At 40.2% G+C, this 23,689-nt stretch carries 17 protein-coding genes; 8 read left to right on the top strand and 9 right to left on the bottom strand.

What is annotated here, in order from left to right; translation table 11 throughout:
• Positions 1-452: 452 nt before the first annotated feature.
• Genes KIH23_RS07310 through KIH23_RS07295 form a run of 4 tightly spaced genes read right to left on the bottom strand, consistent with a single transcriptional unit; the run spans position 453 to position 2,562 of the window.
• Positions 453-656: a hypothetical protein gene (locus tag KIH23_RS07310; RefSeq protein WP_213212540.1), complete on the bottom strand. Its 204-nt coding sequence runs from the start codon at positions 654-656 to the stop codon at positions 453-455.
• Positions 657-662: 6 nt separating this feature from the next.
• Complete coding sequence (locus tag KIH23_RS07305; protein ID WP_213212538.1) at positions 663-1,298, bottom strand: endonuclease III domain-containing protein; 636 nt, start codon at positions 1,296-1,298, stop codon at positions 663-665.
• A 2-nt stretch (positions 1,299-1,300) separates the two neighbouring features.
• On the bottom strand, positions 1,301-1,693 hold the full coding sequence (msrB, locus tag KIH23_RS07300) for a peptide-methionine (R)-S-oxide reductase MsrB (RefSeq protein ID WP_213212537.1): 393 nt from the start codon (positions 1,691-1,693) through the stop codon (positions 1,301-1,303).
• Positions 1,694-1,698: 5 nt separating this feature from the next.
• Entirely contained in the window at positions 1,699-2,562 is an 864-nt protein-coding gene (locus tag KIH23_RS07295) for an alpha/beta hydrolase (protein ID WP_213212535.1), read from the bottom strand.
• A 74-nt stretch (positions 2,563-2,636) separates the two neighbouring features.
• Between KIH23_RS07295 and KIH23_RS07290 the strand changes: the two genes are divergently transcribed.
• The 3 genes from KIH23_RS07290 (at position 2,637) to glgB (ending at position 8,253) form a co-directional block, all read left to right on the top strand.
• Positions 2,637-4,571, top strand: coding sequence for an alpha-1,4-glucan--maltose-1-phosphate maltosyltransferase (locus KIH23_RS07290; RefSeq protein ID WP_213212533.1), 1,935 nt, complete (start codon positions 2,637-2,639; stop codon positions 4,569-4,571).
• Positions 4,572-4,576: 5 nt separating this feature from the next.
• Complete coding sequence (locus KIH23_RS07285; protein ID WP_213212531.1) at positions 4,577-6,214, top strand: maltokinase N-terminal cap-like domain-containing protein; 1,638 nt, start codon at positions 4,577-4,579, stop codon at positions 6,212-6,214.
• 134 nt (positions 6,215-6,348) lie between these two features.
• Complete coding sequence (gene glgB, locus KIH23_RS07280; protein WP_213212530.1) at positions 6,349-8,253, top strand: 1,4-alpha-glucan branching protein GlgB; 1,905 nt, start codon at positions 6,349-6,351, stop codon at positions 8,251-8,253.
• A 54-nt stretch (positions 8,254-8,307) separates the two neighbouring features.
• Here the strand turns inward: glgB and KIH23_RS07275 are convergent, their stop codons facing one another.
• Positions 8,308-8,445 (bottom strand): hypothetical protein, encoded by a 138-nt coding sequence (locus tag KIH23_RS07275; RefSeq protein ID WP_213212528.1) that lies wholly within the window; start codon positions 8,443-8,445, stop codon positions 8,308-8,310.
• Positions 8,446-8,693: 248 nt separating this feature from the next.
• Here KIH23_RS07275 and KIH23_RS07270 point away from each other — a divergent pair, with 248 nt between their 5' ends.
• From KIH23_RS07270 to KIH23_RS07250, 5 genes are all read left to right on the top strand, one after another.
• Positions 8,694-11,093: a glycoside hydrolase family 31 protein gene (locus tag KIH23_RS07270; RefSeq protein ID WP_213212526.1), complete on the top strand. Its 2,400-nt coding sequence runs from the start codon at positions 8,694-8,696 to the stop codon at positions 11,091-11,093.
• A 68-nt stretch (positions 11,094-11,161) separates the two neighbouring features.
• A complete protein-coding gene (locus KIH23_RS07265) occupies positions 11,162-11,974 on the top strand; it encodes a M48 family metallopeptidase (protein WP_213212524.1) in 813 nt (270 codons plus the stop codon).
• A 314-nt stretch (positions 11,975-12,288) separates the two neighbouring features.
• Positions 12,289-12,936: a T9SS type A sorting domain-containing protein gene (locus KIH23_RS07260; protein ID WP_213212523.1), complete on the top strand. Its 648-nt coding sequence runs from the start codon at positions 12,289-12,291 to the stop codon at positions 12,934-12,936.
• A gap of 54 nt (positions 12,937-12,990) precedes the next feature.
• Positions 12,991-13,641: a hypothetical protein gene (locus tag KIH23_RS07255; protein WP_213212521.1), complete on the top strand. Its 651-nt coding sequence runs from the start codon at positions 12,991-12,993 to the stop codon at positions 13,639-13,641.
• Between the two features lie 127 nt (positions 13,642-13,768).
• Complete coding sequence (locus KIH23_RS07250) at positions 13,769-14,200, top strand: SRPBCC domain-containing protein (RefSeq protein WP_213212519.1); 432 nt, start codon at positions 13,769-13,771, stop codon at positions 14,198-14,200.
• A gap of 1,688 nt (positions 14,201-15,888) precedes the next feature.
• Here KIH23_RS07250 and KIH23_RS07245 read toward each other — a convergent pair.
• From KIH23_RS07245 to KIH23_RS07230, 4 genes are all read right to left on the bottom strand, one after another.
• Positions 15,889-16,518 (bottom strand): hypothetical protein, encoded by a 630-nt coding sequence (locus KIH23_RS07245; RefSeq protein WP_213212517.1) that lies wholly within the window; start codon positions 16,516-16,518, stop codon positions 15,889-15,891.
• Between the two features lie 146 nt (positions 16,519-16,664).
• The gene (locus KIH23_RS07240) at positions 16,665-17,387 is read right to left on the bottom strand and encodes a hypothetical protein (protein ID WP_213212515.1); all 723 of its coding nucleotides are present in this window, start codon (positions 17,385-17,387) and stop codon (positions 16,665-16,667) included.
• Positions 17,388-17,390: 3 nt separating this feature from the next.
• Positions 17,391-22,202, bottom strand: a complete 4,812-nt coding sequence (locus KIH23_RS07235) for a RecQ family ATP-dependent DNA helicase (RefSeq protein WP_213212513.1) — start codon at positions 22,200-22,202, stop codon at positions 17,391-17,393.
• Between the two features lie 167 nt (positions 22,203-22,369).
• Positions 22,370-23,572 (bottom strand): DUF4062 domain-containing protein, encoded by a 1,203-nt coding sequence (locus tag KIH23_RS07230; RefSeq protein WP_213212511.1) that lies wholly within the window; start codon positions 23,570-23,572, stop codon positions 22,370-22,372.
• Positions 23,573-23,689 lie beyond the last annotated feature (117 nt).

The following is a 23,689-nucleotide window of genomic DNA, read 5'->3' as shown; positions in this document are numbered from 1 at the left end:
TACCATCACTCTGTTTTTTTCAACCCTTTTGTCCTTCCGACCTTTTTGTTATTCCGACCCAAGGAGGAATCTCATGATAAGACCAGTGCTTATTGAATGAGATGCTTCGTGCCTCAGTAGGACAGAGTTGCGAGGTGTTTTGTTTCTTAATATGACAGGGCGAGATTCAGAGTTTGCGTGAGATTTAGCTTCGCTCGGTTCGGCTGCGCCTCGGGTAGAAATTAAAAGGAGGAAGTCCGGTTGACTTCAGATTTGATATTAAGAGGAGCAAGTCTGGTGGACTTGAGGTATCTTCTTTCATTCTTGAAAAATGCTTTAATTAATCAGGAACTGCGTGAGGGATGGAAGCGATATCCTCGTAGCGTAGCGGAGAGATAAAGCGCACAGCCCGACGGCGAGCGCACAAACTTTCCGTAAAGCAAATCATTAACGAGCCGGTACGCCCCAATAAACTAATTGGCTTGCCTCATTTTTTGTATCCACAAATACATGGTGATGACTACCGTTAGGGCAAACACGCCCAAAAGCAAGTAGCTGTAATGTTTAAACAGTTCGTGAAAATGGCTGCCGAAGTACAGATAAATACTGGCCACACACAACTTAAACGGAATGAACTCTAGGTTATTCCACGGCTTTTTTTTGGTGAAGAAATTCATGACTTTTTATTTTGAGTGGGCGTATTGACAATGTGGTTGAACCACACAATGCTCGCATTTTGGATGGGTTGGTCTGCAGGTTTCACGCCCGAGAAAGGAGATAGCCATGCCGATTTCGCCCCAGATTTCGGGCGGTAGATTTTTCATTAATTCTTTTTCAATGCGGTTGCCGTCTTTGAATTCTGCCGAGAGACCCATGCGCGGCGCCACGCGAATCACGTGCAAGTCGGCAATAATCCCTTCGGCGGGTGCGTTCATCTCGCGCATGATGACGTTGGCTGATTTTCGTCCGATGCCTTTGAGCGCGGTCAGGCTTTCCATGCTAAGCGGAATCTGATCATCGGTTTGCAAGCTTTGCGCAATTTCCAACAACCAACTCGCTTTGGTATTGAAGTTTCTGACTTTGGTAATCTGACTGCTGATGGCCGGAATGTTCGATGCCGCCAAGCTTTGCATGTTTGGATACACTTCAAAAAAGCCCGGAGCAATCTTGTTGATGTTGGCATCAGAATCTTGAGCCGAAAGCACCACCATCACCATGAGTTGATATAAATTCTGATAATCAAGCGGATGCTTTTTGCCTCTGTACAGCTCAATAAGCGGTTGTAGTTTTTGGGTCCAAGGATGTTCAAAAAGTTCCATGTTTATTCGGGTTTAAAATCGATGGATAATGAGTTTACACAGTAGCGTTGCCCGGTGGGCGTAGGTCCGTCGTCAAAAACATGGCCCAAATGTCCGCCGCAGCTGGCACAGAGAATTTCGGTTCTGATCATCCCGTGCGAAACATCTTTTTCATAAGCTACCTTTCCGGGAATTGATGCATCAAACGATGGCCATCCACAGTGCGCATTAAATTTATGACTGCTTTCAAACAAAGGTTCACCACATCCGCCACAAACGTAGGTTCCGTTTTCAAAGTGCAAATTGTAGGGGCCTGAATGCGGAAATTCTGTACCTTTTTGACGCAATATTCGGTAGCGCTCGGCTCCGAGTTGCTCTTTCCAATCTTCGGGTGTTTTGTTCACCGGATATTCCATAAAATTTAATTTTGAATAAAGTTAACGACTTTTTGAATCACCGGCGCATCGCCCAAAATTTTTCGGTGACCGAGTTTTTGTGTCAGCATCAAAGTACCGTTTTGAAGGTTTTGATGAATATGGTGCGCACAACCCACCGGAACTTCGTCATCCTGTTCGTCGTGCATCACCAGTACGGGAATTTCGATTTTTTGCGCGGCTTTGTATGATGAGTAATCGTCCATTTTACGGTTGGATTGACTTTCGAAATAAGCTTGGAGCAAACCACTGTATTTGGTTTTCAGCTTAAGTTTGGCCACAAAATCATCAATAATGTCTCGCACCACATCGCCGCTGCCAATGGTCACGAGTTTATTGATTTTGAATCCGTCTTTGACCGCATTGAGCAAACTCATACCGCCGAGCGAATGCCCCACAGCCGCTTCAAACGGCCCGTATTGTTTTTCGACTTCAAAAATAGAGGCGATGAATTCAGGCATCAAAGTAGTTTTGCCCGGAGATTTCCCATGCGCCGGAGCATCAAAACTCACCACCGCATATCCTTTTTCAAGCAAGGCATCGGCAATTTTAACCAGTTGGGTTCCGCGGCCGGACCAACCATGCACCAGTAGAATTTTGCGCTCAGAAGTTCCGTATTGATAAACCACGATTTCTTTTTGAAGTGTCTGAACGAGTAATTTTTCTTGCTGACTGTTTTGGTTCATATTCAATTCGCGTTTGGGCATGCGATGTTTGAGCGGTGTCGTAAACAAACGTGCGGCAAACCAAACGGTCAGGCGGTCTGAAATAAGCGAGAATAATGTACCTGCAACGAGGATTATTTTAGGAATTTTTAAACTTTCTTGATGTTTCTTTTGATTCTTTGTCATTTCTGTAAATCTTGCTGCAAGGTATTGTTTTTTGTATTTTTTGCTAAATTTAGAAGTCATAAAATAAACCTAAAATGCAAAGACAAACCCGTGTTATCATTGAAAATGTTCAACCGCAACTCGATGGCGGAGCATTTGCCATTAAAAGAATTGTAGGACAAAAAGTAACCGTTACCGCTGATGTTTTTCCTGATGGGCATGATGTGATTCAATGCCGCGTTTTATACAAACATCAAAGCGATAAAAAATGGTCTGAAGTAAGAATGCAGCCCACCGAAAATGACGCGTGGACTGCTGAATTTACCGTTGATCAGCAAGGAAGCTACACCTATTATGTGCAAGCTTGGGTTGATTATGCCCTGAATTGGCAACACGGAACCGAGCGCAAAATTCAAGATAACCAACACGTAAAATCTGAGTTGCTTGAAGGCGCTGAATATATTGAACAAATTATCAAACTCGCCAACAAAGACGAAAAAGCCTACCTTAAAAAAGTAGCCGAACAATTTACAGATCCCAAACTATATGATTTGGCCATAGCATCGGCCATGTCGCATGAACTCACGGCTTTATTCACCAAATATCCCATCTTATATATTGAAAATCAATCGCATGAATTGCAGGTTTATGTAGATCGCGCCAAAGCTTTGTTCAGTACTTGGTATGAATTCTTTCCGCGTTCGGCCTCGTCAGAACTCGGAAAGCACGGCACCTTTAAAGACTGCGAAAAACTCTTGCCGCGCGTAGCTGCAATGGGTTTTGATACCTTGTATTTTCCGCCGATTCACCCCATTGGAGAGGTCAACCGCAAAGGAAAAAACAACGCCACCAACGCTGAGCCCGGCGATGTCGGTTCGCCTTGGGGCATAGGTTCGCAATACGGCGGGCACAAATCAACGCATCCAGAGTTGGGCTCGATAGACGATTTTAAATCACTCGTCAAAACGGCGCAATCACTCGGAATTGAAATCGCGATGGATTACGCTTTGCAAGCGGCGCCCGATCATCCGTGGGTCAAAGAACACAAAGAATGGTTCAAATGGCGCCCCGACGGAACGGTGCAATACGCCGAGAATCCACCCAAAAAATACCAAGATATTCAGCCGATTTACTTTGAAACGACTGATTGGAAAAACCTCTGGAAAGAGCTTTTAGACACCGCTTTATTTTGGGTAGAAGAGTGCGGTATTCGCGTGTTTCGCGTTGATAATCCGCATACCAAACCTTTTTACTTTTGGGGTTGGCTCATGGCCGAAATCAAAAAGAAACATCCCGATGTGTTGTTTTTATCTGAAGCCTTTACACGTCCAAAAATCATGAACGAGCTCGCCAAACAAGGCTTTACGCAATCATACACTTATTTTACGTGGCGCAATACCAAACAAGAACTCATTGAGTATCTCACCGAGCTTACCCAAACCGATCAAAAAGAATACTACCGTCCGAATTTTTGGCCCAATACGCCCGACATCAATCCGTTGGCACTGCATTCAGGCAATGAATCGGTGCATTTGCAGAAATACTTCTTGGCCGCAACACTCAGCTCAAGCGTCGGCATTTACGGACCTGTGTTTGAATACAGAGTTTGCGCGCCGGTGGCCGAGGGTAAAGAAGAATATCTCAACTCTGAGAAATACGAAGTTGCGCATTGGGATTGGACGATTGAAAACAAAATCACCACCCTCATCACGCGTGTGAATCAGATTCGTCGCGAGCAACTTTCGCTACAGCAAACCAACAACCTCGTTTTTTGTAACACCAACAACGATCAGGTTTTGGCCTATTACAAATTTGATGACCACAAAACCAACCAAACCCTCATGGTCGTAAGTCTCGATGCACACAACACTGCGCAGGCGATGGTTCAGTTGCCGATTTCAGAAATGGGTAACGAGCCTATTGAAATTCAAGATTTAATCACCGGAAACACCTATCACTGGAATCAGGAGTGGAATTTTGTTGAACTCCATCCGGATATGCCGTTTCATTTGTTTCAAATCAATCGATAATAATCATGGACACAGAAATCAACGAAGACGGATTTAGAACTCCGTTTGTATTTAAAACAGAATGGAAAAAAGCCTTTGAAGATTCGGAATTTATCAAAGTCTTTTCGTCTGACATTCTTGAGCGTTACATCGTCAACAAAAGGTGGTATGGCGGAAAAGCCAGCACGCTCAAATACATTGAAGTCGTTGATTATTTCATGATGACTTCAGCCAAAAACACCTACTATGGCGTATTGCTCGAAGTCAATTTTAAAGAGGCTTTTTATCAGCATTATTTTATGCCGATAGCCTTTATGGCACAAGAAGATCTCAATACCAGCACCGTGATTGCTCCGGTTAAAATGGGCAACCAACAAGGTTTTCTGATTGATGCTTTGCACCAAGAAGATTTTCGTCAACTCATGTTTGAAAAAATCCTCAAAGCGCCGTCTGAGAAAAACCCCGGAAAAGTCAAATTTCACCGAGGCGAAAAACTCGAGCAAACCACTTATGAATCGTCCAAATTTATGGGCGCCGAGCAAAGCAATACCTCTATTGTATACAACGGCAATTTGGTGCTCAAAATCTTTAGACGCATTTACATCAGCACCAACCCAGATTATGAAATCAGTCGTTTCTTGACCGAGCGCATGGATTTTAAAAACTCACCGGCTTATACCGGCAGCATCAGTGTGGCGCTCAGCGAAGGCAATATTACTTTGGGTATGATGCAAGAACTCGTGCCCAACCAAGGCGATGCGTGGCAGTTTATGCTCGATGAAGTCGATCGTATTTTTGACAACCTCAAAACCAAAAAAATCAAGCTCAACAAGTTGCCTGAAGTAGATTTGTTCCGCCGACTCAAAATCAACGAAGTGCCGCATGAAATCATTGATTGGGCCGGACTGAGCATTTTTATGCGCATCCACACCATGGCCACCCGCACGGCCGAAATGCACATTGCACTCGGCAGCGATATACACGATACGGCGTTTACACCCACCACCTATAACGGCGATTACACCGTTTGGCTCAAAAACCGTTTGACCTATCAGTTTCAGAACAGACTCAATATTCTCGAGAACAATTTGCACAAACTCGATGGTTTGGCACTCGAACTCGCCAATTTATTCCTCGACCACAAAAAAGAAATCCGAAAAGTATTCCTTGATTTTGATTGGACCAAAATGAAGTCAGAGCGCATTCGTATTCATGGCGATTATCACCTGGGGCAAGTGTTGGTCAACGGCGAAGATTTTTACATCCTCGATTTTGAAGGCGAGCCCGAAAGCACCATCCGCGATCGCAAGGTCAAACAACCGCCGCTCAAAGATGTGGCTGGTATGTTCCGCTCGTTTCACTATGCCATTTACGCGACCATTTTTAACAACAAAGACAAATATCCGTTTGAGCAAAAAGAGCTCTTTCAGGCCGGCGAACTGTTGTTTAAATATTTTGTAGGCGTGTTTTTGCAAACCTATACAGAGGTGGCGCAGGCCGGAAATCTCAACATTGGCTACCGCAAAGAAATTGACTTTTTACTCAAATATTGCATTTTAGAAAAAGCCGTCTACGAACTTGGCTACGAACTCAACTCGCGTCCGCGCTGGGCCGTTATTCCGCTCACAGGCATTGCAAGTATTATGGAATTTGGAGACAATTAAGAATTACGAATTAAGAATTATGACGATTTTTAGAAGCTTATTCCCGCTGTGCGCTCTATCTTTGCCGCATAAGAATGCCGGCAAAGGATGCCGCTGCCATCGGGGCTAGGCTTCGCTCAACCATAACATCTATCATGAACAAAACCCAACCGCATTCACTCTTTACCGATTTTGACATTGAATTGTTCAAAGCCGGCAAGCATTTTAAACTCTACGAAAAATTCGGAGCACACCTTACCGAAGTCAACGGCGTTCAAGGCGTGTATTTTGCCGTATGGGCACCCTCGGCACGATCGGTTTCGGTTGTGGGCGATTTTAATTATTGGATGCAAGGCGAACACCCGCTCTATGTGCGTTGGGACAGTTCAGGCATCTGGGAAGGCTTTATTCCCGGGGTGGATAAAGGCACCAAATACAAATACAAAATACAATCGAACAACCGCGATATTATTACCGAAAAGGCTGATCCGTTTGCTTGGTATTGCGAGCATCCGCCACAAACGGCCTCAATAGTTTGGGATTTAGACTACCGCTGGAAAGACCAAAAATGGCTCGAGGCGCGCAAAACCCAAAACCAACTCAACCGCCCGCATTCGGTGTATGAAGTACATTTGGGCTCTTGGCGTCGCAACTCAGAGGGCAAGTTTTTAACTTATCTCGAACTGGCCGATGAGCTCACAGCCTACGTAAAAGAAATGGGCTTTACGCATGTAGAGTTCATGCCGGTCATGGAATATCCGTATGATCCGTCGTGGGGCTATCAGCTTGTAGGCTATTATGCGCCTACCTCGCGTTTTGGCAAACCGCAAGATTTTATGTTGCTCGTAGATAAACTACATCAGGCGGGTATAGGCGTTATTTTAGATTGGGTACCGTCGCATTTTCCGGATGATGCCCATGGCTTGGGCTTCTTTGATGGCTCAAACCTCTACGAACACCCCGACCGCCGCAAAGGCTATCACCCCGACTGGAAGAGCTTGGTGTTTAACTATGGCCGCAATGAAGTGCGCTCGTTCTTGATCAGCAATGCTATTTTTTGGTTGCAACAATACCATGCCGATGGTTTGCGTGTCGATGCCGTGGCCTCAATGCTGTATTTAGATTATTCGCGCAACGACGGCGAGTGGGAGCCCAATATTTATGGCGGTCGCGAAAACCTCGATACCATCAGCTTCTTAAAAGATTTCAACGAGGCAGTGTATACCATGTTTGAAGGCGTGCAAACCATAGCCGAAGAAAGCACTTCGTTCCCGATGGTGTCGCGCCCAATATTCAACGGCGGACTCGGTTTTGGTATGAAATGGATGATGGGCTGGATGCACGATACTTTGCAGTATTTCAAACGCGAGCCCGTGTACCGAAAATACCACCAAAATGATTTGACGTTCTCGATGACCTATGCGTTTTCAGAGAACTTTATGCTGCCGCTCTCGCACGATGAAGTCGTCTATGGCAAACACTCCATCGCAGGCCGAATGCCGGGCGACGAATGGCAGAAATTTGCCAATTTGCGTTTGCTCTATGGTTATATGTTTACCCATCCGGGCGCTAAATTGTTGTTTATGGGTGCCGAGTTTGGTCAAAGCGCCGAATGGAATTTTGAAGGTGAACTCCAATGGTATTTACTGCAATTTGGCTATCATCAAGGCATTCAAAAACTCATCACTGATTTGAACGCGCTTTATAAATCACAACCGGCTTTGTATGAAAAACAATTCTCGCCCGAAGGTTTTGAGTGGATCAATTATTCCGATCATCAAAACGCGGTGATTGCTTATATCCGCAAAGGCGAAAACGCCAAACAAGATGTGGTAGTGGTGTGTAATTTTACCGAAGTCGTGCGCGCAGATTACCGCATTGGCTTGCCGAGAAAAGGCAAACTCACCCAGCTATTCAATTCAGATGAAACGCAGTACGGAGGTTCAGGCGTAGGCCATGCCAAAGCTGTAAAAATAGAGGCCGAACCTTGGAACGGTCGTGACTTTTCGGCGGCGATTACTTTGCCACCGCTGGGCATCGCCGTTTTTAAAATGAGCTAACTTTAAAATCAACTCAATCAAAACAGCTTTGGCTTTTGGGCGAAAGCTGTTTTTTTATATCCCGAAATCAGGGAAATAATTGTAATCATCATTAAAGCTTTCGGTAGGTTCCGAAGTTTTGTGCGTTGGGCTGTGCTCTTGACTTTGGCTGAAGAGCTCTTGACGGTTTTGGGGCAACGTATTTGTTTTCATAGGTTTGACTTTTTGTTTTGGGTAAGTTAAAGCTACAAACTCCATTCAAAAACCTATTATTTTTTCGATAGAAAGCAGAATTTTCAGACCAAAGGTTGCTTTTTAGTCTTCGGTGTCTTGAAAATGAAGATGTTAACTAAATTATTAACGACAACGTTTTCGTGAAAAACTGCCTATTTCGTTTGGGTTGCGCCTTGAATTTTGTATGTTTGAAACCCTAGCAAAAGCTATTTTTTAGACCTCTATTTATGATTACAAATACCGAACTCGAATATAAAGGCGATTTGTTTCCGTCGCAGATTACAGGATTCCAAAAAGACGGTGATTCTGTGTTTTTTACCACCAACAATAATGTTATTCTTAAACTTACGGTACTGCGCGACAGCTTGGTTCGGTTTAGATATACCACCAAAGGATACTTCAGCAAAGACTTCTCGTATGCCATTGACAAAACCCAATCACACGGCTACAATTTTCTTGAAGTTACCGAGCTCAAAGAAGTCTACCAAATCAAAACCAGCAAAATCATCTGTGCCATCAGCAAGGTAGATATGCGCGTGGCCATTACCGATTTAGAAGGCAACTGCATTTTAGAAGACGAACTCGGGTTTCACTGGGAAGAAAGCTACCAATTTGGTGGTAACATCGTCAAGATGAGCAAAGCCTCGCGCGATGGTGAATCATATTACGGTTTGGGCGACAAAGCTTCGCACTTGAACCTCAAAGGCAAACGCGTTGAGAATTGGGCCACCGATCAGTACGCTTTTCACAAAGATCAAGAGCCGTTGTACAAAGTCGTACCGTTTTATATTGGCCTACACCACCAAATGTCGTACGGAATTTTCTTTGACAACACCTTTAGAACCTTCTTTGATTTTTGCCATGAGCGCCGCAATGTTACGAGCTTTTGGGCCGAGGGCGGTGAAATGAATTACTACTTTATCTACGGTCCGGATATGGCCGATGTGGTCACGACCTATACCCACCTCACCGGAAAACCCGAGATGCCGCCTATGTGGGCCTTGGGTTATCACCAGTGCAAATGGAGTTATTACCCTGAGAGCAAAGTCAAAGAAATCACCAGTAAATTCCGCGAGCTGCGCATTCCGTGTGATGCCATTTACCTCGATATTGATTATATGGACGGCTTTCGATGTTTTACCTGGAGCCCGGAGTATTTCCCGGACCCGAAACGCATGATTGCCGAACTGGCCCAAGACGGATTTAAAACCGTGGTGATTATTGATCCGGGGATTAAAATTGACAAAGAATACTGGGTATACAAAGAAGCTTTAGAAAAAGATTACTTCTGCAAACGCGCCGACGGGCCTTATATGAAAGGAAAAGTTTGGCCGGGCGAATGCAACTTCCCTGATTATACCAATCCTGAAGTGCGCGAGTGGTGGGCCGGATTATTCAAAGAAATGATTGCTGATTTTGGTGTGAAAGGCGTTTGGAACGATATGAACGAACCAGCCGTAATGGAAGTTCCGGGCAAAACCTTCCCGATGGACGTGCGCCATGATTATGACGGAAACCCTTGCAGCCACCGCAAAGCCCACAATATATACGGAACCCAAATGGCGCGCGCTACTTATGAAGGCGTCAAACAATTTGCCTACCCGAAACGACCGTTCATCATTACGCGCTCGGCCTATTCAGGAGCGCAACGCTATACCTCTTCATGGACGGGTGACAACGTAGCTTCATGGGAACACCTCTGGATTGCCAACATTCAAATGCAGCGCATGTCGATGTCGGGCATGGGCTTTACGGGCTCAGATATTGGCGGATTTGCCGAACAACCTTCGGGCGAACTCTATGCGCGCTGGATACAACTGGGCGTGTTTCATCCGTTTTGCAGAACGCATTCATCGGGTGATCACGGCGATCAAGAACCTTGGTCATTTGATGATGAAGTGGTCAACATCACCCGCAAATTTGTGGAGTTGCGCTACCAATTGTTGCCGTATTTATACACCATGTTTTGGGAATACATCAACGATGGCGTGCCGATGCTTAAGCCACTGGTTTATTTTGATCAGGCCGATCCGCAAACGCATTACCGCACCGATGAATTTGTATTCGGGAACCAGATATTGGTTTGCCCCATCTTAGAACCCAATGCACAAGGGCGCAGAATGTATTTGCCTACCGGAAATTGGTACAACTACTGGACCGATGAGTTTGTGGTGGGGCATAAAGAATTGTGGGTCAAGACTGATTATGACCAGATTCCGATATTTGTCAAAGAAGGCGCGATTATTCCGAAATATCCGGTGCAGCAATACGTAGGTGAAAAAGAATTTGACGAGATTTCATTAGAGGTATACTTCAAACTCGGCAAAGAAAAGTCTATGTTGTATGAAGATGCCCAAGACGGTTATGACTACAACAAAGGACGTTTTAGTTTATCCACCTTTACGCTGCGCGGAAAAGAAACCGAACTCATCATTCAGCAACACAAAGAAGGTAAGTTTGTAACGCCTTATGAGCGATTCAAAATCAATTTACACGGATTGCCGTTTACCGTTAAATCCATCGAACTTGACAACGAACTCATTGCCGTTGAAAAGGTTTTGTTTGATGGCCAAAACACACTGGTGATTGACAAAGATTTCTCAGAATTGCACCTTATTGGCGGTTAAAATTTTGTTGAAATGCAGTAGCATTTATCTGACAATTGTATTTTTGTAGCCTAAACAATACTTTTCTTATGAAGAAAATAGCCCTATTCTCAGCCCTTACCGCTTTGGCTTTGAGTTGTTCTAAAAACCCGTTTACCGGAAAAAACAACTTAAATTTTGTATCCAATAGCGAGTTATTTCCAAGCTCGTTTCAGCAATACGGGCAGTTTTTAAAAGAAAACAAAGTCATTACCGGAACTGCCGATGCCAAGCGTGTAACCGATGTGGGCATCAAAATCAAAACCGCAGCCGAAAAATGGCTCAAAGCCAATGGCTATGACCAATACCTTGAAGGTTATCAGTGGGAATATAAACTCGTTGACAGCAAAGACGTCAATGCTTGGTGTATGCCCGGCGGAAAAATCGTAGTCTACACCGGAATTCTACCCATCACCCAAAACGAAGCCGGATTGGCCACTGTTATGGGGCACGAAGTTTCACACGCACTCGCCAACCACGGAGCCCAGCGTATGAGCGCTGCACAATTGCAACAAATTGGTGCCGCCGGAGTTGCTGTAGCAGCCGGAACCAAAAGCGAACAAACCCAACAAATACTCATGCAAGCCTACGGGATTGGTTCTACAGTGGGCGTTATGTTGCCTTTTAGCCGCAGCCATGAGTCTGAAGCAGACCAAATTGGTTTGACCCTGATGGCCATTGCCGGTTACAACCCTCAAGAGGCCATTACCTTTTGGCAACGGATGTCAGCCAAATCAGGCGGACAAGCGCCACCCGAGTTTATGAGTACACACCCTTCAGATGCCACGCGTATTGCCAATATTAAAAAAATGATTCCGCAAGCTAAGGCCGAAGCTGCTAAGTTTGGGGTTACTTTTAAATAAGACACGGCTGCGCCTTTGGACACACCGCTGCGCTTTGAGACACGGCTGCGCCTACAGACACGCTGCGCAATAGACCGCTGCGCTGTAGGAATTACGAATTATGAATTACGAATTACGAATTAAGAATTGGTAATTACTAATGATGTTTCAAAAATCAAAGTTCGTTAATTATTTTGGTTGACTTGAGTAACAGCGATGGACAGTTATCACCCAGCCACCACTTTTTCTAGAAGCCAGTAAATAATTGTCTGTAAAATAAATACATGCCAACTATTGCTAAATTTTATATATTTAACCTTACAAAATTGTTGGCTATGAAAAGAAAAATACTCCAGAGTTGCTTGTTTGTTTTGTTGTTTCAGGTGTATGCCTTTGGGCAAACGAATCCGGTTGAAAATTTAACTTGGAGTCATTGGTATGAATATCCGCGTAATTATTTTGAGCTCAGTTGGGATGAACCGGCACAACCCCACGGCGAATTAATAGGCTATAACGTATACCGCAACAATGAGCTGTATCGTTTTCAGACCGAACGAACCGTTTATAATTTATGGACCCAAATTATGGGTATCGTGACCAACTGCGATGGCGAAACGTTCTTGGCCGCAGACAACCAAGGCAATCCGTTTACAGAGGGAATTGAAATGCATGTAACGGCAGTCTATAACGCTGAAGTTACCGAATCAGGATTTGTACAAACCATTTTTGATGGCGGATTGTTGTTGCCCAACAAAACCTTTGCTCCTAAAAAAGGCATGATATATCCAAACCCGACGCGCCAAATACTTCATATAGCCCAAGATCATTTACAGAAAATCATGTTGTATGATGTATCGGGCCAATATATTCAAAGCTTTGAACCCGGCAATCTAATAAACGTGGGGCATTTGCCCACAGGTATCTATATCATCAAGCTGTATTCTAATACCGATGTGGTGGTAGATAAATTGATCATACAGTAGATGTCATCTAACCTTAAAACGAGCCGCTTGATAAGCCTTAATGTGATACCTCTGATGAAATATTTTATTATCCTTTTGTTGCTGTTTCAAACTGCCCAAGCGCAACGGCAAGTGGTCAGGAATTTAATGACTCGCGATAGTCTGGCCTATATTACGTTATTTGACCATCACGAAGTGTATTATTTAAAATACAAAGGTCAATCACCTATCATGACCCAGGTCAAAAACGCAAAAAGCAAAATCAAAAGAACGTGCTCAGGAGCCTATATTTTAGATCAGGCCGGCTATGGTCGGTATCAATTAACAGGCGATTCGTTGGTGGTGCATTTTAATAAAACAACCCAAGACAGCATTTCACGCACTTGGCAAGGTATTCCAACCCACTCAAAGATGATCAAAGTAGTTTTTGTGCCGCAGTATGTGGTCAAAAGCCCGTCTGAACTAACCATTCCGATGGTGGTAAAAAATCAAAACAATCAGCAACAGCTCAATAATTTTGAGAGCGCAAACGGAACCATAACCCTTGAATTGGCTGCCCAAGATTTGCCTGTTCGCTTTTTGGTAAATGCCTATCAAACCGTAGTGATTGACCAATTTCAAGACCAAACCATCACTTATTGGCTGCATCCGTGCAAACAAATGCTCACCCTTCAAAGCGGAGAAATGCGTTTTAAAAGCGCGGACTTGCTTGAAAGATCCGAATGATATCAGTTCAAAAGTATTTACCGCGACCCACCGCTCATAAGACTTTTAAAATAAATGATATCTTAGTATGTACTCAATGGGATGTACCGTAAGGTTGTCATAATACCTAAACCTATAAACAAACGCTATGAACCAACGCGAAATATACAGTTCAAGAATATTAAACGCCCCGCTTGCAAAAGTTTATGCCGCTTTTGAAAATCCCGAGCTACTCAAACTCTGGTGGGGCCCCGAAGGCTTTACCAATACCATCCACGAATTTAACCTCAAACCCGGCGGAAACTGGCGGCTTACCATGCACGGCTCCGAGCAAGGGCATTATGAAAACGCAGCCGTTTTTACAGTGGTGATTCCCCACCAAAAGGTAGCTTGGCAAAGAAGTACACCGCCCTTGTTTGCTATGGAAGTTGCGTTTTTAGCCCTTGAGGCCCACCAAACACAAATATCGTTCAACATGATTTTTGACAGCGTTGAAGCCTGTGAAAAAATCAGAACATTTGTTGAGCCCAAAAACGAGGAAAACTTTAACCGACTGGAGCGCGTATTGATGGACGATTAACGATTGAAGATTAACGAACTTTGATTTTTGAAGTTTTTGAATCGTGTAAACGACAAACCAAATTCCAAACCCTACAAATCTTTGCCTCGTCACCCCGAGCGCAGTCGAGGGGGAATAAGTACCTGAGCGCCTGAGTGCCTGAGCGAAATGATTAACGATTGAAGATTAACGAACTTTGATTTTTGAAGTTTTTGAATCGTGTAAACGACAAACCAAATTCCAAACCCTACAAATCTCTGTCTTGTCATTCCGACGCAGGAGGAATCTCATTAAACTGAGCGCCTGAGAAGTTACACTTCATGAATGCGGTCTACATCATTGATGATTGTGTTTTGCTGAATGATTTTTGAAGCAGTAGTGTAACACACAACCCGCTACAGGTTTAAAAAGTGTAGGAAGTTTAAAAAGTTCACTTGAAACATTATCCGCAATGCATGATTCTATAATTCTTAGTTCCTAATTCGTAATTCGCAATTCGTAATTCATAATTCTCCCATCTTGCAGCGCAGCGGTCTGTAGTGCAACGTGTCTGTAGTGCAACGTGTCTATAGACATAACCGTGTCCAAAACGCGCCTGCTTCATCACCAGCCTAGCAGCTAAACGTGTATAAAATCATCCTATTTTTCTTAATAATTTGTTAAAGCATCGGGGTAGATTTTCTGTAAAAATACCCAAAAAAGTGCTTTTTTGCGGTTGTTTTTAAGTGCTGTTTATGTGTGAAAATCCCAGTAAATAAAGCTTGTTTCAGGTTTTTTTAGCCTAGGGCAGGTGGGGGTAGTAGGAATTCTTAAAATTTCGTTAAAGCCGTTGGCGAGCTCATCGCCTACAACGCTCATTTTGCGCTCAGAAAGGTTTAAGATCTAAAACAGATTTAAGGCACCTTTGTAGCACAAAACGGCTTTTTTCTCGAACAGACTGCCTTGAACCTGCCTTCAATCTGCTACAAACCCTTTTTAAAAATGCCGGAATTATAACTCTTTTCGTACAAAAACGTGTTTTTTTGCAATTTTAACATTTTTGGAGTGCTACCCCCGCACTTTGAAGGCCATTTTGGCATAATTTTGTATCAAGCTCTACAAGCACCGTTGCCGCAGCCCAAGTTGATGAAAGAACGAGCGCAACGCGAGCCGAGCCCAGTATAGGCGGATATAGAACACAGCGGCACTAGCCATCAGTCTGGGTCTGTTGTCGTATTTTTGGTGGGGTGTTGTGCCTTGGACACTGACGCGGAACTGAGGGGTTTGGTGTGGGACACGTTGCGCTTTTGACACGCGTCGTTGTATGAATTACGAATTATGAATTACGAATTATGCTTCAATCTAAACTTCTAAACTTTCTATACTTTTTAAACCAGTAGTGGGTTGTGGGTTACACGGCTGTTTCAACTCAACTTCTTAAACCTTTTACCCTTTTTAAACCAGTACTGGGTTGTGGGTTACAAGGCTGTTTCAACTCAACTTCTAAACCTTCTACACTTTTTAAACCTGTATTGCTAGCTGAGCACTTGAGAAGGGAAGTGTCTGAGATTTCTCATGCATCGGATTGAGAAGATACAGCTGATTTATAGACACGCTGCACTGTAAGATAAAAGGGATGGTTTTTGTCGTGTGTTGAATGTTGAATGTTGACCCGAGGCGCAGGCGAATTGTATGGAGTGTAGCGGAGTTAAATATCAAATGGAATAATTTCATAAATCATCATAAAGTATATCTTTCTCGTCTTTTATTACAAATTCCTCACCATTAATTATATTTTCATTTTTGTAACTAAAACTAAAAGCAACGTTATAAAATGTTCTATATCCATCCAAATAGGCCTCTTGATTTTCATCATTTAAAATTTTGTAACTAAAATCATAAATCTGATCATTTCTAAGATAAATAAGAGAGTAGATTTTATAGTCAATATTAGCTTCTTTAGTGAAAAGCTCAAGTGAATAACACTTACTTTTATCTTTAAAAGTAAATTCTTTTAAAAAGTACTTTAAGTCTTTATTTTTATTATAAACTTGTTTGAATATTTCTTTTAAATAGCCTTTTAAGCTGATTTTTTTTACATCGGTTTTCAAAATAACGTAATACATCTTAACATTATCTTTTTCTAGTGGGATGTATAATAGAAGGCCTTCAACTTTTTTTGGCTTCCAGCCTTTAGGGATATTAACTTTAACACTATCATTGCTTAGTGTTTTCCATCCTACAAGTAATTTGTTTTTACTTACAATTGGAAAATTATTTCCTTTTTCGTCAATATTACTTTTGCAACTAAATAAAGTTGTAATTGAGAATATGCATAAGAGAAAAAATAATTTGTTCATAGTTTATGATTTTATTGTTTATCTGCCCGCCTAGATGTTAGCATCGCTTTGCTGTAGTGCAGAAGGGATGTTTATCCACGGCGCAAAGTTTCCTGATTTTGCGCAGCTTTTTAGGGGATTACTTTGCAGAGCTGGGGGTGAGAACTCTAAAATTTTCCGTATTGTTTTTCTCTTTCACCTCCGGGTTTGAGCCATTCGTTATATGAGAGCTCGGCCGGTCGAAATTCTATTCCTGTGCAACCAGAGATTTCAATTGCTTGTTTGACCTCTGCCGAAACTAAAAACTTAACCCCTCCTTCAATATGTCCTAGGGCAAAAAAACCTAAATTAGTTTTGGTGTTGAGCGCAAGTTTGTCAATTTTGATGCCGTACGGAAAACCGCGCTCTTCAATTTCTTGCTTCGCTTTTAGAAACTCATCAAGGGAGGCTATTTTTAATTGCTCAATTTTTTTCAAGACCATCTCGGTTAAATATACTTCTGACCTTGAAAAATCTATCATATTCAACTGGAATACATAAGGATGTACCAACCAAAAATCAGATTTTTCAATACCGCGCCAATAAACAGAGGTCCGGATAAATTGCAATCCTTCAGCGCTGTTTTTTTCAAGAATTGATTTAAGGTGGTTACTAATCAAAATCTTATTTGTAAAACCCATACTTCCGACTTGGATGAGGTCAGTGAGGTTTGATTTAGGTTCAAGTACGGGATAAGAGGTAATAGGAGTTGTCTCAATTTTTTGAAAATGAAATCGATCGATAAAATTGGGGTCATCAATCATCTGACCATTAAGAATCACCTCGGACACCTGCGGTAAATGCCCCATGACTTGGGTGTTTAAACTCCATTGGATGATGTAGTAATTCATGGTTTATACTTTTTCAAAATGGAGTTCTGGTAAAATAATTTTAATTTCCTGTTCAGCATCTTCTTTTGTCCAATAGACAATGAAATTTACTTTAGCGCTTTTCAGTTCATAGTTTTTTTTCTTCTTACTTTCAATCTGGCTAATGAACTGTCTTGAAAACTTCAAAACAGATTTTCCATTCTCGTCCAAACATTCATCATTGTTTACCTTTAAGCGATCACCACTTTTTAAATGAGCAATCAAAAACTGTCTGCTGATGAAATAATCAAGCCAAACATCTTTTAAAGATAAATGCATGGCTAATTGATTTGGCTCTGAATATGTTTCTTCATTTTCAATTCTAATTAAGTTGTCAGTTTTTAAATTGTCCAAAAAATTAGAGTTTAGATGTATGGTCAAGTTTGTTTTAGATCTGGTCATTGCAACATATAAAAGCCGTTTTTCTTTGTCTGTCACAACATTGGAGTTATCAAGTATTAGAAAAACATTGTCAAATTCTTTTCCTTTTGCTTTATGAATTGTTGATACAAAAATGGTCTCACCATTTTGGTTATAAAAATCTTCAAGTTTCGATTCACGAATAAAAGCTTCTAAATCGGATTTGTATTTTCTTTTTGGATTCGATGCTTCAAAGTCTTTGATGATGTTTTGCAAAAGATCTAATTTACTGCTAGTCTGAAATTTATTTATAATATTTCTTTTAGCATTCAACCAAACATCATCGTTGATTATGTAAACATCATCAGTTAAATTCAAATAGCTTAAAAAATAACGAACTTCATTCAAATTATATAAACTGAATCCTTCATTTGACTGAATCAGTCTAGCGTGTAAATTATTTTTCAAAAGCAAACCAGTAATTTGTAATGCTTCTTCATTTGTCTTTGTCAAGACACAAGTTGTTCCCGATAGTCCCGTTGTTAGAATGTCTTGAACAACTGGATTGATAAGGTTTTTACTTTGATAATGAACAATTTTAATTTGCCCTTTTTCATTTTGCTTTGCAATGATTGGTGTTTGCTTTAGCCTATATGGAATTTGTTTTACAAATTGATTTGTAAAATCTACCAGATTGCTTTTGCTTCTGTAATTTTCAACTAATTCGTGTTTGACAGCATTGTTGTTAAAGATGAATTGTTCAAGATATTTTGAACTTGCGCCTCTAAATTCATAAATGTTTTGGTCGTCATCGCCAACAGCAATTACTCGCATTTCTTCGTTTTGTTCCATTAAAGCAGCAATCAAATCAAATTCGTCTTTATCCATGTCTTGTGCTTCGTCAATTACCAAAACTGTTTTTGTTATTCGGCTTGCTTCAACCTCATTGCACTTGATTTTTTGAATTGTTTTTTTGAGGATTTCACCAGATTTTTCCAAGCTGCCGACTTTGCCTAATAAATCAAAGCAATACGAATGGAATGTTTTTATTTCAATGAAGTTTGCGGCATTTCCAATAAGGTGAAGTAAACGTTTTTTAAATTCAGTTGCTGCTGCTCTTGAAAATGTAATCATAAGTAGCTGCTCGTGCTTTACATCTTCCATTAAAAGTAATGAGGCAAGTTTATGCACCAATACTCTTGTTTTACCACTTCCTGGACCCGCAGCAACAACAATGTGTTTCGTTTCGTTGTCGGTTATTATTTTTAATTGTGTTGGCGAAAGTTCTCCAAAAAGTTGTTTAAACTTGGCAGGTGTTATATTTCGCTTGATTTCATTTTGTCTACTGCCTTTAAAATATTTGTTCAAAAACGATGAGTAGTTGAGTTGAAAATAATCCTCTACAAATTGCAAAGCATTTCTGTAGTCGGTAATCATTTTCTTAGCATATTCGCCAACGATATGAATTTGCTGAATTTTGTTTTCATAGAACTGATGTAGTTTTTGATAATCGTCTTTTGTGTATTGTTTTTTGTTGTTTTGCTCTGTTCGTTCAATAGTTAAGCGATTATACACAACTAAAAAGCCACCTTCAATTTTTATAGCCTCAATTCTTGACAAATAAAATAGTGTATCTTCAATATCATCAAGATTAATATTTACCTTGAATAGGGTAGAGCTATTATCGTAAGCAGTTTTTAATTCATGAACTGAAAATTCAACTAAAACTTCTTCTTTTTCTGAATCGTCTTCCGATGTGTTTGTATTTATTTTTTCATAAAGAAACTCAACAATAAATTTAGCAAGTGCGTGTCGTTTCTCTAATTTGTCTTTCAACAATTCTTTTGGATGTAACGAAACAACAGCAATATGGTTTTTGGATTCTAGGCCTAGTCTTTTTATCCAATTTTTAATTGCCCAAAAGTTGATGATGGTTTTAATCTTTTGGGTACTAATGTCTTCAAGCCCTTTTTCTTCTGCTTTTTCATTTAGTTCTTTGATATGAAATATCTTTTCTTGTTGTTCAAAAAGCGGGAGCAGAAAGTTTTCAATTTTGCAGAATGTTTCAAGAATATTTAATGAACGGTTTTTGTTTTCACCTTTCTTGATGTATACTGTCAAGTCTTTAGCATCAGCCAATATGTTTTCTTCACGTAAAAGATTCACAATATTTATAACTTCTTCTTTTACAATTCCCAAATGGTCACTGATGTAATCAATTCTTGATTCGGCAGCTTCATCATTTGATTGTTTTCTGCTTTTACTTGAAAAAAGTTTTTTGATGATTCGGACTCCCTTTTCTTTTTGATTTCCTATAAATCTCTCTGAGATATTAATTTTATCAATCGCTTCCTGCGCATTTTTTGAAAGAATACTGTTTGCAAAAATTCGCGGCATATTTTGCCCACGTTTTAAATATCCAGCATCTTCTAATGCTGCGATGGCTGTCGTTACACGTGTTTCAATTTCAACAACATTATCATCCCAACCTGCTTTTCTGGCAATTTCAAGAGCAGAATTTGAAACTGTTAATCGGAATCGTGTGATCTCCTTGATTGCTTTCCAAACTTGCTGAATTTCTTTAATGGATAGTTTTGTTTGGTTGAGCAAGATGAAGTGTTTTCCTAAATCTTCTTCATTAAATAAAACGAAGCAATCAGCAACAATTTTTTCGTCTCGTCCCGCTCGTCCCGCTTCCTGAATATAGTTTTCAAGAGAATCGGAAATTTCATAATGAATGACCATTCCAACATCTTTTTTGTCAACCCCCATCCCAAAAGCAGATGTTGCAACCATAATTGGTACTTCACCTGATATAAAAGCATTTTGGTTGGCCGACTTTTCTCTCACGTCCATTCTACCGTGATAAGGTCTTGCTGTAAAACCATCTTCTGTCAAACGCTCAGCAAGGGTATAGGCTTTTCGGGTTCTTGAAACATAAATGATGGTTGGACAATTTTTTTCTTCAATCAAATCTCGGACTTGTTGATATTTCTCTTCTTCATTTCCCTTTTCAAAAACTTTGTATTGAAGATTTGTTCGTGATGCTTTTGAAGTGAATAATTCAAGATTAAGCGAAAGCTTTTCTCTGAAATAATCTCGAATATCTTCAATTACTTTTTGCTTTGCAGTAGCAGTAAAACACGAAACAGGAATTCCGTCTTCAAGATTTTTCTTTTCTTGAATCGATTTGATAAAATCTCCGATATATAAATAATCAACTCTGAAGTCTTGTCCCCATGACGATAAGCAATGAGCTTCGTCAATAACAAAGCGTGCAATCTTTCTTCCCAAAACCAAACGTTCAATTGTTTTGGAACGAAGAGATTCAGGTGATATATATAGAATTGAAGCAGAACCTTCTTCAATTCTCTGAAAAGAGTTCGCTCTTTCAATTGGGTCGAGCAAGCCATTAATTGTTACAGCCTCTGTAATTCCATTTTTTTCAAGATTGTCAACTTGGTCTTTCATCAGTGATTGTAATGGCGAAATCACAATAGTCAAACCTTTTGAAGTTTCTCCACTGATTAATGCAGGAACTTGAAATGTGATTGATTTTCCTCCGCCAGTAGGGAAAACGGCAAGAATAGACTTGTTGTTAATAGCAGCTTTTACCGCTTTTTCTTGTAATGGTTCTCCGCCATAACTTCTGTAAGAGTCAAAACCGAAAAATCTTTTTAGTCCTTTGCGCGGGTCTAAAACACTGTCGCAATATTCGCAGCCGCTTATACAAGGTTTGTTTCTGATTTGAAACATTATCCTTTCAACTTCAGGATAATTTTTTAAAACCCAAGGAGGTGTTATAGAATGTATTTTTTTATGTTGAATAAAAGAATTGATAAGCGACAAACAGTAGGCGAGCTCAATTGGCTTTTCTGAAATGATTTTTCTTAAGTCAACTTGTTCACATATTTCGTTTTTGTATTTTGCCCGGATGAGTTGTTCAATATCTGAACTTGAGCTGTTGTATGAGATGTAACGAAAAAAAGAATAAAACTCTTTCTTATCATTTAATAGCAAATAAAAAATTTGTTTTAGCGTTTCGTCTGTCTGTTTAAAAGTGACAATTTCGTCATGCAACAAATCTTTTGCTTTGATCGAATCGTTCAGAGGATTATTTGCGTCTTCTGATTGAATTTTGTCATCTTTGAGTAGCGAATGATATGGCTTTGTCGGGAAAAGTAGAGGCGATAGAAATAAGGTGTCAATGATGTTAGCAGAATTTATTCCTGCGTCATTAAGTGCACTTCCAATGTATTTTATGTCATGATTGAAAATATTATGTCCACAAATAAATTGAGTACCATTTAGGAATTCTATAAATTCAGCCATCGAGGATTTATGAAATGAAGCACCATTATCCTTGACACTTCCTATGTCAAGAACTTTCCCGCTCTTAGGCTCAACTTCTGTATCAATGAATGCAATATTGTTCAATCAATTTTCAAAATGTCTGATTATCAAATATACTTTTATTTTTCACGATTTTATTGTCAAGGATGTTGAGATAGTGATTTAATACTTACTCTTGATCTTAGTATATTTGGTTGTACTTTAGACCAATTAGAGCATAGTGGATTCTTGTCCATTGTTAGTAGTAGGTATTATCTATTTTTAATGCTTTTATGAACTTCACCAGCTATTGAAATGCTAACTTCCATTTTTCTAATGAAGTCTGACATTTTTAAAGCCACATTTCTTCTTGCTGTGTTTAAATCTTTTGAAACTTTTGGCATATTCTCAATTGTTGCAGTAAATCCTCTAGTTATTTCTAATGCCCCTTCAATTTCGGTAAGCATGCTGTCTAAAGACGTATCTAATTCATCAAGTTGATTTTCATAACGGTTATCAAAATCAGTTTTGTAAATATTTACTAATTTAGAAAGATAGTCTATTCCATTTTCAAAACTCTCTATGTATATTGGGATTTCAACTTCCATCCTGTTAGCGAAATCATTCATTGCAACAGACGTTCTATTGTAGATATTTCTTTGAACCTTTACACTTATAGGTTGATTATGATTGTTAGCGACAACTCTATCTATTTCTTTGGTTTTCTTTCTCATTTCACCACCAATCCAAGCAATTGCTTCTGAAATACGTTCTAATGAATATCTGCTATTTTGAAAAGATTCACCAATGAGTTCATCTAAATCAATTATTCCTAACTCTTCCGTTTCTAAAACTTCTATTTCAACAATTTGCGATTTTTGCGAGGTGCTCTCCAAGTTTGATTCAATTTGATGTGTAGTTTTTGAAATTTTCGTCGAGAGTTCCCTTAATTGGTCAATTCGTTTTGGGATGTGTAGTCTTAAAAATTTTTCTAATTCTTCTCGCTCCGTGAATTCCCAGTAGTAAGTATTTTTTTCGCCAAGTTTGGTTTTGAAATCTCTAACTTTTGACAGTTGTATTACATCAATATCTTCAAGTGATTTTGGTACAGCATTTTTAAAATAAAATAATATTTGAATAGAATTGTTGTCAGCTTTAAACTTTTCGTAGGCAATATTGAATTCTTCTTCCGTTCCGGAACCAAAACCATTGGTTGGAGTGCCGAATTTCATCCACAGAAAGCCGATAAAAATATCATACACAGGAATATCATTATTAATGATATGTTGAATACTAGTTTCACTAATACCAGGTGCTGAATTATTTTCCCAATTTAAAAGTTCTAGATATAAATTATTTGGATTTCCGTATGTTATATTTAATTCTGATATAACATCATTCATTGCAGCGCGCTCTTCAGCCAGATCAGATGGAGAGGCAATAAAGATTCTATATTTATTAATTAATTGTGGCATTTTGATATGTCAGATGTTTGTTCTAGAGTTAATACTAACTTTAAATAATTAAATTATACAAATACCCCCTCCCCCTCAAAAGTCTCCTCTCAAGCGGCAGTTTTAATACAGTAAATA

Origin of the sequence: Flavobacterium sp. CYK-55, from assembly GCF_018413465.1 — a bacterium.
GTDB lineage: Bacteria > Bacteroidota > Bacteroidia > Flavobacteriales > Flavobacteriaceae > Flavobacterium.
This window is presented reverse-complemented; position numbering and strand designations above follow the sequence as displayed.